Source organism: Amycolatopsis sp. NPDC005232 (genome assembly GCF_040607795.1).
Taxonomy (GTDB): Bacteria; Actinomycetota; Actinomycetes; order Mycobacteriales; family Pseudonocardiaceae; genus Amycolatopsis.
Genome location: NZ_JBEXHL010000034.1, coordinates 55,643 through 68,997, shown reverse-complemented (window position 1 = coordinate 68,997; position 13,355 = coordinate 55,643). Strand labels below are relative to the sequence as shown.

The following is a 13,355-nucleotide window of genomic DNA, read 5'->3' as shown; positions in this document are numbered from 1 at the left end:
ACTCCCTTCGCCAGCCGTGTCCGGCCTGCTTCCGGTCCACGGTCCTCATCAGCCACTGGTGGGGCCGGCAGTGGACGCACGTGGGTACCTGGCGGCCGGGCTGTGAGCCGGCCGGGCGCGACCGGGAAGCGTTCCACTCCCCGGCACCGGACACCAGACCGCCCTCATCGGATCTGGCTGCCTGAACCGAATTTCGCCGTTCCCGCCGAAAGGAGGTGCTCACTCTCCCCCCGATGGAGTGAGCCGACCCGCTGAACCCCGTATCACGGAGGCACACGACGTGATACGGGGTTCAGTGCTGTCCGGATAAAACGGAACAACCTGACATCGGCCACCGCGCGACGTAGTCTCACACCAAGTCGTGGAGGTGGTCTCGATGGGGACGCTGCCCGCCGAGCTGACCAGCTTCATCGGTCGGCAGCGGGAACTGGCCGAGATCCGCAGGCTGCTCTCGGCGGGGCGCCTCGTCACGCTCACCGGAGCCGGTGGCGTGGGCAAGACCCGACTCGCCGTCCGCATCGCCGACCAGGTGGCGCACACGTTCCCCGACGACGTCTGGCTGATCGAGCTGGGCGACCTCCACGATCCCGCGCTGCTCGCCCAGACGGTCGGCGCGACGTTCGGGATCCGCGACGCCGACGAGGATCCGCCGGGCCGGCTCGCCGAGTACCTGCGCGACAAGAGCCCGCTGCTGGTGCTCGACAACTGCGAGCACCTCGCCGAAGCGTGCGCGCGACTCGCGCGCGACCTCCTCGCCAGTGCGCCCGACCTCCGGATCCTCGCCACCAGCCGCCACGTGCTGGGCATCGAGGGCGAACGCGTGTACCCCGTGGCACCGCTGGCGGTGCCGGAGGTCCACGAGCTCGCCGACGCGATCGGGCTCGACGCGGTAACGCTGTTCACCGAACGGGCCACCGCCGTGTCGAGCGGGTTCGCCCTCGACAGCACCAACTGGTCCATCGTCGTCGAGGTGTGCCGCCGCCTCGACGGGCTGCCGCTCGCGATCGAGCTCGCCGCCGTGTGGCTGCGCACCCTGGCGATCGACGAGCTGCTCGACCGGCTCGACGACACCTTCCAGCTGCTGAGCCCCAACCCGGTCGCGCCGCAGCGGCAGAAGTCGCTGACGGGCACGATCGACTGGAGCTACCTGCTGTGCACCCCGCGTCAACGCGTGTTGTGGACGCGCCTGGCCGTGTTCGCCGGCGGCTTCCACCTCTCCGCGGCCGAGGAGGTGTGCTCCGGCGACGGCATCGAAGCCGGCGACGTGCTCGGCCTGGTGGCGGGGCTCGTCGAGAAGTCCATCGTGCAGACCGCGGCCAACCGGGCGCCGACGCGCTACCGCCTCCTGCAGACGATCCGCGAGTACGGCCGGCAGAAGCTGGCCGAAGCGGGCGGCGAAGCGACGCTGCGCGACCAGCACAGCGAGTATTTCCACCGCCTCGCCGGGCGCGCGCAGAACGACTGGGACACGGGCGCCGACCAGGTCGAGGTGTACGCGACGGTGCTGCGCGACCACGCCAACCTGCGCACGGCGATCGACAACGACCTGAGCACCCCGGAGCGGTTCGCCGCAGGCCTCGATCTCGTGGTGACGCTGCACTTCTTCTGGCTCCACTGCGGGCACCTCACCGAGGGGCGGCTGTGGCTCGCCCGGGCTCTGGGCGTGAACCCGCAGCCGAGCCGCGCTCGCGCGCGGGCGTTGTGGATCAGCGCGTACGCCGCGTGCCTGATGGGCGAGCCCCGGGCGGCGCTGCCCCTCATCCGCGAGGCCGAGGAGTGGGGCCGCCGCAGCGGCGACCAGGTCGTGCTCGGCTACACGGAGATGCTCACGGCCGCGTGCCGCTTCCTCGAGGGCGATTTCGCCACCGCCACGGTGTTGTTCCGCGAAGCGAACACCCGGTTCGCCGCGATACCCGGCTACACCAGCATCAAAGTCCTCAGCCTCGGCACGGTGGCGCAGTCCGAGGCGTGGGGCGGCGACCCTGCCACGGCTGTGACCCTCGCGGACGAGGGTTTGGCCGCATGCGACGCGACCGGTGAGCTTCGCGCCCGCACGCACCTGCTGTATGCACGCTCGCTCGCGCAGTGGATGCTCGGCGAGCACGGGGCGGCGGAAACTGGACTGCTGCGCGGACTTCGCACGGCGCGGCTGTTCAACGACATCCTCGGAGCGTCGCTGTCGGTGGAGCTGTTGTCCTGGGTCGCCGCCGCGACCGGCCGGACCGAGCTGGCGGCCGAACGCCTCGGCGTGGCGAACCGAGTGTGGCCGCTCGTCGGCGGCAAGGCGATGCTCGGGCTGTGCCGCATGATCGACGCGCACGGCGCCTGCGAACGCGAGGTCCGGGAAGCCCTGGGCGATGCCCGTTTTCGCACGGCGTTCAAGCGCGGCGTCGAGGCGTCGACCGGGTTCGAGGCCGCGCTCGCCCACCTGCTCGGTGAAAATGTCGCCCCTCCCGCGCCGGTCGCGCCCTCCCGGGACACGTCGGAGCCGGAGCTCACGAGCCGCGAGTTCGAAGTGGCCGAGCTCGTCGCCGAGGGCCTGACGAACAAAGAGATCGCGCAGCGGCTGGTGATCAGCCGCCGGACGGTGGAGTCCCATGTGGACCACATCCTCGGCAAGCTGGGCTTCAGCTCGCGCAGCCGGATCCCGGCGTGGCTCGCGCAGCGGCGCGGCGGCTGAGGATCACCTCGCCGGCAGCCGGGACTCGATGCCGTCGAGGAGGAAGCCGAGGCCGAGGTCGAACTGGGCGTCGCGGGGCGGGCCGGAGGGGTTCGTGAGCCACGCGGTGAGCAGCGGCACGGCGGGGTCCGCGGCCGCGAGGTCCCGCACGGACGCCAGCGCCTCGGTGAAAGCTTCGCCGGTGGGTTCGTGGCGGGCTTCTTCGGCTTCCTGCGCGCCGCTGCCGAGGACGTGGCGGTCGATCAGCGCGGCGTAGGTCATCGCGTCGGGCAGCGTGGCGCCGCGCGTGGTGAGGACGGCGAGCATGAACTCGAGACGCCGCATGAGGTGCGGGCCGGCGGGCGGGCGGGTGTGGGCGAGCAGGGCGGACCACGGGTGGCGACTCAGCATGCCGCGCGTGTCGAGCGCGAGGGCGCGGAGGTCTTCACGCCAGTCGCCGCTCGGGGCGGCCGGCACGGGGACCTCGGCGACCGCCGCGTCGAGCATGAGGTCGCTGAGGCCTTCGCGGCTGTGGACGTAGCGGTAGAGCGCCATCGACGTGTAGGGGCCGAGCCGGGCGGCCACGGACTTCATGGTGACCGCGGCGCCTTCGTCGGCCAGGGCGATCGCCGCGGCGACGATCTCTTCGCGGCCGAGGGAGCGCTGGCGCGGCGGAGGCGGGGGCAGCGTCCAGATCAACGGGGGCTCTGCTGGCATGCCCGGAGTTTATCGCATATAGTTCGAGTTTATCAGTGAAACTTTCAGGGGGATGTGGTGACCGAAGCGCTGCCGGGCGTCCGGCTGGGTGTGGTGCGGGGCATCAGTTACGGGCTGTTCGGTGAACCGGGTGAGTTCGTGCCGCAGGCTCGCGCACTCGGTGCCGGGCTGCTGCGCGCCTACGTGTTCTGGAGCCAGGTCGAGCCGCGGCCCGGCGAGCACGACTGGACGGCCGTCGACGCACTGCTGGCTCAGCTCGACGGCGACGAAGAGGTGTGGCTGACCGTCTGTTCGAGCTCTCCGTGGGCGACGAAGGTGTCCACGGACTTCCTGCCGCCTTCGCCGGCACACGATCCGGCGGTCTACGGGCGGTTCGTCCGGGAGCTGGTGCGGCGGTGCGCGGGCCGGGTCAAGTTCTGGCAGTGCGACAACGAACCGAGCAACACCGGGCTGCTGTGGGCCGGGACGGCCGAGGAGTACGTCACTCAGCTGAAGGTGCTGCACGAGGTGGTCAAGGACGTCGATCCGGCCGCGCTGGTCGTACTCGGCGGCTGCGGGTACGACGTGTTCTCGAGCGAACCCGGCAGTGAGCCGCGGCGGTTCTTCGACCACCTCGTGTCGGCGGGACGCGAACATTTCGACGTGTTCAGCGCGCACCTCTACGGCGACCCGCTGACGGTGCCGTCCTCTGTGGACGCGGCGCGCGCGATGATGGCGGCGTACGGGGAACCCAAGCCGATCGTGGCGGGTGAGCACGGCGGGCCGGTGCCGTTCGAGTTCCCGGAGCTGGAATCCGTGATGCAGCAGGCGTTCCTGAGTGCGTTCGCCGACGCGCCGGCCACTCAGAGCACGGGCGAGCTGCAGGAACGCGCGGCGCGGGAGACACCGGAGCGCGCCGCGATGCGATCGCTGTACTCGCGAATGGCCGAGCTGCCGCCGCGGCTGCGGATGTTCCTCGACGGCTGCCCGCCCGAGCTCGACGCGCTGCGCGACCGGATCGGCTGCCGGCAGCTCGTGGTGCGGACGGTGCTGGCGCTCGCGGCGGGGATCCGGCGCACGGCGTACTGGAACCTCGCACCCGAGGTCCCAGGACCCGTCGACCCGCTGCAGATGATGCACCTGCTGTTCGGCAAACTGCCGCTGCTGGGCTACCGCGGCCGTTCGCTGGAGGTGCGGCGGCCGATGGCGGACACGTTTTCGCTGGTCGCCGAGCAGCTCGCGGGGGCCGAGCGAGTGTCGCGAATGGACGCCGGGGTGCAGGCCTACGCCGTCGAGCGGGCCGGGCGTGGTCCGCTGGTGGTGGTGTGGGACCAGCGCGACCCGGTGGACGGGGAGCAGGAGCCGCCGGTCCCGGTGACGTTGCCGTGGACCGCGCCCGAGGTGGTTGCCGTCGACGCCTTCGGTGCGCCCGTCTCCGTGCGGCTCGAGAGCGGCTCGGTGCGGCTGGACGTGTCGCTCACGCCGGCGTTCGTCAGCGGGCGGTGACGCGGGAACTACGATGCGCTGGTGGAACTGCGCCAGCTGCGGTACTTCGTCGCCGTCGCCGAGGAGATGAACTTCGGACGGGCCGCGGAACGGCTGCACATCGCCGGACCGTCGCTCTCCCAGCAGATCAAGGCGCTCGAGCGCGACCTGGGCGTGCGCCTGTTCGACCGGGACCGCCGTTCGGTGGCGCTGACCGCGATCGGCGAGTCGCTGCTGCCGGGCGCCCGCGCGCTGCTGCAGCAGGCGGACGACCTGCGCCGCCAGGCCACCGGGCTGTCGGGCACCGAAGCCGTGCGGCTCGGCTACGTGAACTGGCGCCCCGCCGACCTCGTCGAACGCACCGCCGGCGTCGCGCGCGTGCAGGTCGACGCGTGGGTGCTGCCCTCGCACGCGCAGGCCGGGCGGGTCGCCGACGGCAGCATCGACCTGGCCATCTGCTGGGTTCAGACGCCCGACCTCGCCGACCAGGACCTCACCGCGCGGCTGATCGGCGCCGACCACCTCTACGCCGTGGCCACCGGCACCGACACCTCACCCGTCGCGGCGAAGGACGTGGTGGTGCTGGTCGACTCCGACACGCTCAGCTGGTCGTCGTGGAACCTCTACGCCGGTCAGTTCGCCCGCGACACGGGCGCCACCGTCGTGCAGACCGACGACGGCGGCGTCACCGGCCCCGCGTTCTTCGAGCACGTCCGCCGCCTGCGCCGGCCCGTCGTCAACTCGCCGAAGGGCCAGACCACTCCCCTGCCGCCGGACCTGGTGCGCCGCCCCATCGTCTCCCCGACGCCGTGCTGGACCTGGTCGCTCGTCACCCGCCGCGACGACACCCGCGCTTCCGTACAAGCCGTCGTCGACGCTCTGACCGCGGACCTCGGCACCTTCGGCCTCGACGACTCCACGTGGCTGCCGGCCACCGACCCGTACTCCCGGCGCACCGCCGACCCTGTGTGAGCCGCGGCCTCCGACCTACGAGCGATCCGGTCGTGGCGCCCGTGGGCCGGCACGGCGCAAGATCTCCTTGTCGGAACGGCTTCCCGAGGAGACAGTCATGCAGGAGTTCCTGGTCCGCATCACCACCACCGTCCCCGACGGCACCGACCCGGCCGAGGTCGACCGGCGCCGCGCCGCCGAAGCCGTGCGCGCCCGCGAGCTCGCCGCCACCGGCCACCTCGGCCGTCTGTGGCGCCCGGTCGGCGAGCTGCGCAGCATCGGCCTCTGGCGCGCCGACACCGAAGCCGCCCTCCGCAGCGACGTCCTGGGCAAACTCCCGCTGCACGACTGGATGACGTTCGAGATCACGGCCCTCGAACCGCATCCGAACGACCCGGGCCCGAAGGCCTGAACCCGACCGCCGGCGCCCCGGCCCAACTCCGCGCAGGCGGAGCGCCGATCGACGGCTGCGGGAAGCTCCCGCCGCACGTCCGGGCCGCTTCTGCACCGCACCCAGAGCGCCCTCGACGTCGGGCCTCAGCGGATCGGCTGCGCCCCCGTCGCGAAGCGGGCGGAGGCGGCGAGCAGGGCGTCCAGTGCGGCGCGGATCCCGCTGTGTTCTTCCTCGCCTGCGCGGCAGATCGCGACGATCGTGCGCGACAACGCGGGTCGGGTGGTCAGGATGCGCACTCCGGCGGGCGGCGTACCGCGGGCGAGGCGGGGCACGAGCGCGGCGCCCGCGTTGCCGGCAACCAGCGCGAGCTGCGTCGGGTAGCCGCCGACGGTGCAGCTGATCTTCGGCTCCAGCTGTTGCGCCCGGAGGACGTGGACGAGCCATTCGTAGCAGCCCGAGCCGGCGGTCCAGGCGATCCACGGTACGTCGTCGACCTCGGCGAGGTCGACGGTGCGGCGGTGCGCCAGGCGGTGGGTGCCAGGAAGGGCGAGGTCGGCGACGTCGGAGAACAGCGTGGTGGCGGTGACCGTCGGCGGGAGCACCGTGGGGCGGTCCGCCCAGCTCTCGGCCACGGCGATGTCGAGGTCGCCCGCCACGACCTGGGGCAGGGTCTGCTCGGCCTCGCCCTCGCGCAGGGTCACCTCGAGGCGCGGGTGCTGGGCGGCGAGCGTCGCGAGGGCGGGCGGCAGGAGGGCGTGGATGGTCGTCGGGATGGCGCCGAGGCGCAGCGGGCCCAGCACGTCCTCGTTGAGCAGCTCCAGATCCGACCGCGCCTGCGCGATCTGGGCGAGGATCCGGCCGGCGTGCCCGGCGAGCACCTGTCCCGCGCGCGTGAGCCGCACGCCGCGGCCGCGGGGTTCGAGCAGCGACTGGCCGGCCTCGCGTTCCAGCTTCGCGAGCTGCTGCGATACCCCGGACGGCGTGACGTGCAGCGCCGCGGCCGCCGCGGCCACCGAGCCGTGCTGGGAGACCGAGTGCAGGGCGCGCATCCGGTCGAGACTGAACACGGTAGTGATGCTACCGAATTCCGCTCAGGAACATTCGCTTGTCCTTGACAGTCGAGCACCGCAGGCTTGAGGGGTGACCACGACCGAGCTCCCGTCCCGTCCCCCGGTGGCCGGGCCGATCACCGTTCTCACCGATCGGGTCGACCCGCGCCTGCTCGCGGCGGCGGGCAGCCTCTGCATCGCGTTGTCGTCGGTGTTCATCAAGGTGTCGGGCGCGAGCGGCTCCACGAGCTCGTTCTGGCGGTGCGTGCTCTCGATCCCCGTGCTGGCCGCGCTCGCCTTCTGGGAGTGGCGGCGCACGGGCGTGCGGCCCAAGATCCTGTTCCCGCTGCTGGGTGGCCTCGGTCTCGGCCTCGACTTCGTGCTGTGGGGCGAGTCGATCCCGCGCGTCGGCGCCGGGATCGCGACGGTGCTGCTCGGCGTGCAGGTCGTGATCGTGCCGCTGCTGGCGTTGCTGTTCCTCTCCGAGCGCCCGGGCCGCCGCTTCCTGCTGACGGCCCCGGCGCTGCTCGTCGGCATCGTGTTGAGCGGCGGGTTCCTCGGCAAGAGCGCCGTCGGCTCCGACCCGCTCAGTGGCGCGCTCCTCGCGCTGGCCGCGGGCGCCGGGTACTCCTGCTACCTGCTGCTCATCCGGCTCAGCAGCGGCCCTGCCACGCAGATCCGGTCGCTGCTGCTCGCGACGGTCTCGGCCGGCGTCGTCGCCGTCGCGCTCGGCGTGCCCACCCACCGGCTCGACTTCACGCCGGGGTGGCCCGCGTTCGGCTGGCTGGTGGCGCTCGCGCTCGTGGGCCAGGTCGTCGGCTGGCTGCTGATCGCCGCCGGGCTGCCGCGGATGACGTCCGCGACGGGCTCGGTCCTGATGCTGCTGCAGCCGATCGGCGCGGTCGTCTACGGCATCGTGCTGCTCGGCGAGGAGCCGACAGTGCTGCAGCTGGCCGGCTGCGCGGTCGTCGTGGCGGCGGTGTGTTTCGCCGGCCGCGCACCGCGAGGGGTCAGCTCTCCGGGAACGCCAGCCCCACCGACGCGAGGATCGCGCCGACGAGCTCACGCGCCTCGTCGCGACGGAACTCGATGACGTCCGGCGTGCCCAGCAGCTCCTCTTCGAGCTGCTCCACCGGCCACGTCACGACGGTGCCGTGCCGCGCGAGCAGCAGCCCGACGTCGCGGATCCGGTAGATGTCCCCCACGTCGAGCCACGCGTAGAGCAGCAGCTGCCACAGCCAGCGGCCGACGCGGTCCGGATCGCGGACGCCGACCACGGTCTTCACGTCGAGCAGCGTTGCCGTGCCTTCGCCGATCCCGCCGGCCGGGTCGATCGCGCCCAGCAGCACGTCGCCGTCGGCCCAGCCGGGCACGATCGTGGGCCCGGCGATGCCGAGCTGCGTACCGTCCGGCGGGTTCCCGCCCCTGCGGCGCAGCTCCCACAACGCGCCCCGGTCGTGCAGCCGCTTCGCGATTTCCGCCAGCTCCGAGACCTGGTCGTCGGTCGCCAGCCCGCGCAGCGCGTCGACGCTCGCCCCACCGCCGTCGACGACTCGCGCCAGCCGCGGGTCGATCCCGCCCGACCGGTAGACGTCCTCGCACGCCGAGAGCACGAAGTTCGTCCGCGCCAGGCCGGCCTCGACTCCCGGCGACCCGAGCGTGCCCGGCGGCGCGTACCGGTCCTGGTACGAGCGGGTGCGGCCGAAGAACTCCGCCCACGCCTCGGCGACGCCGGGCAGCGGCTCGGCCCTCGCACCGCCGAGCTGGTCGCCGAGATCCAGCCACGTTGCCGCGGCGGGCCGCACGCCGAGCGCGCGGGCGCGGAACTCGGCCGGCAACCCGCGGTGCGTCGGGTACTCCGCGGCCTGCGCGTGCGCCCACACCCCGGTGGCCCACTGCGCGCCGATGAGCCCGAGCAGCGCGTAGTACGGCGGCGCCGGCTGCACGAGATCGGCCACACGCTGGCCGAACGCGCCCCCGATCTCGGCCCAGTGGCGGCGCGGGACGTCGTGGGTGGCCGGGCGGACCGGCCGCACGTCCTGCACCGCCGCCTCGACCTGGGCCGCCACGGCCGGGGTGCCGGTGAACACCCGGGTGCACCAGGACGTGAGGACGCTCGCCGGGTCGGCCAGCTCCGAAGTCAGCGACACGCGGTCATCCCGCGAGCGCCTGGCCTTCGCGGAAGAACGCGAGGAGGTTGTCGAGCTCCCGCACCGGGTGCGCGGCGCCGAACGGCGCGTTCCAGAACTCGCCCTCGCGCGGCTCGTGCGGGCCGACGTAGGCGTACGGCTCGGGCAGGTAGCCGTCGCCGGGCGAGACGCCGTAGTTGACCGCGCCGAGCGTGATCGCGACGTCGAAGTGCTCCGGCCACAGCACCGGGGTCTCGTCCGGCGCGAACTCCCGCAGCGCCCGGTCGCCGGCGGCGAAGGCGGACAGCAGGGTGGCCACCGCTTCGGCATCGAGCTCGATCGTCTCGTCGGCGCGCACCGACGGTCCGTCGGAGTAGACGTCGGCGAGGTCGCTCGGCTCCACGCCGATCGACGCCGCCACGTCGCGGTAGGTACGGCCGGGCAGCTCGACTGCCCCGGTAGCCGTACGCAGCCGGGTTCCTTCCACCGCCAGGCCGGGCTCGGCGATTGTCGCGAACCCCTCACCCACCACCCGCAGCTCGATGCGCTCGGACGTGCGGAACTGCGGTCCGGCCAGCAGCAACTCGGCCACGCCGTGGAGGGAACGCCTGGTCGTCGTCAACGCCGTCATGCCCCGATCCTGCCCCTCACCTGCCCGGCGGGCGAACCGGACACCCAGTACAGTCGCCGCGTGATCAAGAAGGCACTCTCCGCCGCGGTCGTGCCCGCCGCGCTCCTCGGTCTCGTCGCCTGCACCAACCCCACCGGGAAGTCGTGGGCCATCAGCTACGAGGTCACCGGCAGCGGGACCACGAGCGGGATCACCTACTCGGAGTCGGTCGACCGTTACCAGGACGACTCGACGCAGCACCAGCTCACCGGCCCGCTCGGGCTGCCGTGGAAGCAGGACGTGATCATCAGCGCGGGCCGCGACGCCTCGGTCACCGCCACGCCGGCCGGCAACGTCACGCTGACGTGCCGGATCCTGCTGGACAAGCAGAGGGAGCTCGCGAAGGCGACTTCGCCCGCGCCCGGCAAGCCGGTGACGTGCAGCAAGACCACGGACGACTGAGGCGGCTTCACCGGCCGCGCTGATCGGTGACGTCGGGACCGGTCCCGCCCGGGTGTGGTGGTCTTGGCCGGTTCCTGCCGCTGTCCACCGGAAACGCCCCGCGGGGGTTTGCTCGGCGGACGTCCCCGAGAGGTGGTGCCCGCCGTGTCCGACCCGAGTCCCTTCGAGCTGCCGGCTCAGCAGTATCCGTACGACGACGAAGACATCCGTCGCGCCATCTCCTCGGCCCGGTGGGCGATGGCTGCGCAGGCGACGCTCTACCTCGCACTGTCGGTGTTCATCTGGGTCCTCGTGACGAGCACCGCCGACACCGACGGCCTGGGCGGCGTCCTCGCGCTGGCCTCGCTCGACGCCGCGCTGGCCGTGGCGGTCGCGGTCTGCGCGGTGCTCCTCGGTCGCCGCCGGCCTGCGGTGTGGTGGACGACGCTCGGCGTCGAGCTCGGGTTCGCGCTGATCCTCGTGGTCGGCGGCGTCATCACTCTGCTCTCGGACGCGGGCGGCGGCGCCGCGCCGGTCGGCATCTTCCTGTGGCTGCTCCTGGCGCAGGCCGTGCTGCGGCCGCTGCAGCGGCCCGAGGTGAAGGCGGCGTTCGGGCTGCGCGTCAAGGACCAAGAGTGGCAGCGGGCGGCGCGGCGAAAGCGGCGTTGAGCCGCGCCAGGAACCGCGTCAGGACAGGAACTTCGCGACAGTCTCGGTGAAGGCGACCGGGTCGTCGATCCACGGGTAGTGGCTCGCGCCGTACTGGGTCACGGTGTGCGCGTCCGGGAAGAGGGCCGCGATGGCGGCGGCGACGTCGGGCGGGGTGATCCAGTCGAGCTCGCCCGCGAGCACGAGCACCGGGGCCGTGACGGCGGCCAGTTCGGCTCGCGTGCGCGGCGGGTCGAAGGCGCCTTCGGAGTTGTAGCCGCGGGCGGCCCGGGCGTTGCGCTGGGCTGATTCGGTGGCGTGGTGGGCTTTCGCGGTGTCGTCCCAGCGGCCGTAGTACATCGGCGCGAGGGCGGCCCAGGCGGCGCTCGTGGCGCGGCCGGCGGCGATCTCTTCGTACGCCGCCGCGACGGCAGCGTGCCAGGTTTCCGCGGCCCGGCGGGCGATCGAGTGCCGGCGCTGGTCGGGTGTCTGTTCGAAGGCGACGGACCGTGCGCTCGGGGTGATCAGCGCGAGCCGGCCGACGCGCTGGGGCCGCGTGGCCGCGTATCGCATCGCCAGGCTCGCGCCCGCGGAGTGGCCGAGCAGGTCGAGGCTTTCGAGGCCGAGGTGCTCGCGCAGGGCCTCGACGTCGCCGACCTGGCGGTCGCAGCGGTAGGTGTCCGGGTCTGCGGGCTCCGCGGACGCGCCCGTGCCGCGCAGGTCGAGCACCAGCAGGCTGCGGTGCGCGGCCAGGCCCCCGAGGTCGCCGAGATAGGCCGCGTCGCGCATCGGGCCGCCCGGCAGGCAGACGACAGGTGTGCCCGAACCGAGCACGCGGTAGGCGAGGGTGGTCCCGTCCGGCGCGGCGAAGGTCGGCATGCGCGGATCTTGGCACCGCCGGGTGACCGGCGGCAAATTCGGTGGTCGGACCGGGGCTCCCGCCGTAGCGTCCGCGTCGGCATCGAGCGCGAAGGAGCGGGACAGTGAGCACGACCTACCACGGGGAAGCCGACGAGCGGTTCGGAGCGGTCGCCGACGCGTTCGCGCGGAACTTCGCCGAGTTCCCCGAACTCGGCGCCGCGGTCACGGTGTTCGTGGGCGGCCGCAAGGTCGTGGAGCTCTGCGGTGGCGTCGCCGACGAGGCCACGGGACGCGCGTGGGAACCCGACACCGTGGTGCCGGTTTTCTCCTGCGCCAAGGCGATCGTGAGCCTGTGCGCGCACTTGCTCGCGCAGGAGGGGCAGCTGGACCTCGACGCGCCGGTCAGCCGGTGCTGGCCAGAGTTCGCGCCGGAGGGCAAAGAGGACATCACGCCGCGGATGGTCCTGGGGCACCGAGCGGGGCTGCCCGTGCTCGACAAGACCGTGCCGTTCGAGGAGATCGCGCGGTGGACGCCGGTGATCCGCGCGATCGAGGAGCAGAAACCGTTGTGGGAACCGGGAACCACGTACGCCTACCACGGCCACGTGTTCGGGTTCCTGCTCGGCGAGCTCGTGCGGCGGCTCACCGGGCTGACGCCGGGGACGTACTTCCGTTCGGTGGTCGGCGAGCCGCTCGGGCTGCGCGCGTGGCTCGGCCTTCCCGCAGCCGAGATGGCCGCGCGGGCCCGGCTGGCGGAAGCCGAGGGTCGCCCGCCCATGCCGCCGCCCGAGCACATCCTGACCCGGATCGTCACGATGAACGGCGCGCTCGTGTTCCCGGGCCTCGACGAACCGCGCGGCTGGAACGACCCGGCGCTGCTGGGCATGGAACTGCCGGGCGCGGGGGCGACCGCGTCGGCGAGCGGGCTCGCCGGCCTGTACGCGGCCGCGGTCACCGGCCTCGACGGCAGCCCGCGGCTGCTGTCTCCGGAGACCGTCACTGACGCCGTCCGCGAGGTCTCGTCCGGCAAGGACTGGTTCGGCTTCGATGCGGGCGCCCGCTGGGGCTCGGGCTTCCTGCTCGATTCGGCGTTCCGCCCGATGCTCGGCGCGCGCAGCTTCGGCAACGACGGCGCCGGCGGCCAGTTCTCCTTCGCCGACGACGAGCGCGGGGTGGGCTTCGCCTACGTTGCCAACCGCATGGTCGGCCACGGCGACGCGCGGGCCACCAACCTCGTCACCGCGCTGCGCGAGTGCCTGGGCTGACCGGGCTGCCCGGCTGAAAGTCCACATCGGACACCACCGGCGGCCGGTGTGGCTTCGCTCGGCGTGAGGAAGCGCCGGCCGCTGCGGGGCGCATCATCGAGGGCACGGCAGAGCATTCGTCGCCGCGAGTTGCGGGCGCGTGCCGACCGAGCCGGCTGCGTCGGCAA

Annotated in this window: 13 protein-coding genes; 8 read left to right on the top strand and 5 right to left on the bottom strand. The window is 72.9% G+C overall.

Annotation, left to right across the window (positions count from 1 at the left end):
* Positions 1-376: 376 nt before the first annotated feature.
* On the top strand, positions 377-2,680 hold the full coding sequence (locus ABZU76_RS41315; RefSeq protein WP_354880648.1) for a LuxR C-terminal-related transcriptional regulator: 2,304 nt from the start codon (positions 377-379) through the stop codon (positions 2,678-2,680).
* Positions 2,681-2,683: 3 nt separating this feature from the next.
* Here ABZU76_RS41315 and ABZU76_RS41310 read toward each other — a convergent pair whose 3' ends face one another.
* Positions 2,684-3,376 (bottom strand): TetR/AcrR family transcriptional regulator C-terminal domain-containing protein, encoded by a 693-nt coding sequence (locus ABZU76_RS41310; protein ID WP_354880645.1) that lies wholly within the window; start codon positions 3,374-3,376, stop codon positions 2,684-2,686.
* Between the two features lie 57 nt (positions 3,377-3,433).
* Here ABZU76_RS41310 and ABZU76_RS41305 point away from each other — a divergent pair, with 57 nt between their 5' ends.
* From ABZU76_RS41305 to ABZU76_RS41295, 3 genes are all read left to right on the top strand, one after another.
* Entirely contained in the window at positions 3,434-4,861 is a 1,428-nt protein-coding gene (locus tag ABZU76_RS41305; protein WP_354880642.1) for a hypothetical protein, read from the top strand.
* Positions 4,862-4,882: 21 nt separating this feature from the next.
* Positions 4,883-5,812, top strand: a complete 930-nt coding sequence (locus ABZU76_RS41300; protein WP_354880639.1) for a LysR family transcriptional regulator — start codon at positions 4,883-4,885, stop codon at positions 5,810-5,812.
* Between the two features lie 97 nt (positions 5,813-5,909).
* Complete coding sequence (locus tag ABZU76_RS41295) at positions 5,910-6,203, top strand: muconolactone Delta-isomerase family protein (RefSeq protein WP_354880636.1); 294 nt, start codon at positions 5,910-5,912, stop codon at positions 6,201-6,203.
* Positions 6,204-6,328: 125 nt separating this feature from the next.
* On the opposite strand, the gene ABZU76_RS41290 is transcribed toward ABZU76_RS41295, so the two are convergent.
* On the bottom strand, positions 6,329-7,252 hold the full coding sequence (locus ABZU76_RS41290) for a LysR substrate-binding domain-containing protein (protein ID WP_354880633.1): 924 nt from the start codon (positions 7,250-7,252) through the stop codon (positions 6,329-6,331).
* A 73-nt stretch (positions 7,253-7,325) separates the two neighbouring features.
* On the opposite strand from ABZU76_RS41290, the gene ABZU76_RS41285 reads away from it, so the two are divergent.
* Positions 7,326-8,327: a DMT family transporter gene (locus ABZU76_RS41285; RefSeq protein WP_354880630.1), complete on the top strand. Its 1,002-nt coding sequence runs from the start codon at positions 7,326-7,328 to the stop codon at positions 8,325-8,327.
* Here the strand turns inward: ABZU76_RS41285 and ABZU76_RS41280 are convergent.
* Complete coding sequence (locus ABZU76_RS41280) at positions 8,245-9,384, bottom strand: hypothetical protein (RefSeq protein ID WP_354880627.1); 1,140 nt, start codon at positions 9,382-9,384, stop codon at positions 8,245-8,247. The genes ABZU76_RS41285 and ABZU76_RS41280 overlap by 83 nt on opposite strands.
* A gap of 4 nt (positions 9,385-9,388) precedes the next feature.
* Positions 9,389-9,994, bottom strand: a complete 606-nt coding sequence (locus tag ABZU76_RS41275) for a hypothetical protein (protein WP_354880624.1) — start codon at positions 9,992-9,994, stop codon at positions 9,389-9,391.
* A gap of 60 nt (positions 9,995-10,054) precedes the next feature.
* On the opposite strand from ABZU76_RS41275, the gene ABZU76_RS41270 reads away from it, so the two are divergent.
* Together ABZU76_RS41270 and ABZU76_RS41265 are read left to right on the top strand one after the other, a co-directional pair.
* Positions 10,055-10,435, top strand: coding sequence for a hypothetical protein (locus ABZU76_RS41270; protein WP_354880621.1), 381 nt, complete (start codon positions 10,055-10,057; stop codon positions 10,433-10,435).
* A 144-nt stretch (positions 10,436-10,579) separates the two neighbouring features.
* Positions 10,580-11,083 (top strand): hypothetical protein, encoded by a 504-nt coding sequence (locus tag ABZU76_RS41265; protein WP_354880618.1) that lies wholly within the window; start codon positions 10,580-10,582, stop codon positions 11,081-11,083.
* 18 nt (positions 11,084-11,101) lie between these two features.
* Here the strand turns inward: ABZU76_RS41265 and ABZU76_RS41260 are convergent, their stop codons facing one another.
* Positions 11,102-11,941, bottom strand: coding sequence for an alpha/beta hydrolase (locus ABZU76_RS41260; RefSeq protein ID WP_354880615.1), 840 nt, complete (start codon positions 11,939-11,941; stop codon positions 11,102-11,104).
* A 104-nt stretch (positions 11,942-12,045) separates the two neighbouring features.
* Between ABZU76_RS41260 and ABZU76_RS41255 the strand changes: the two genes are divergently transcribed.
* Complete coding sequence (locus ABZU76_RS41255) at positions 12,046-13,188, top strand: serine hydrolase domain-containing protein (protein ID WP_354880612.1); 1,143 nt, start codon at positions 12,046-12,048, stop codon at positions 13,186-13,188.
* Positions 13,189-13,355: the final 167 nt, after the last annotated feature.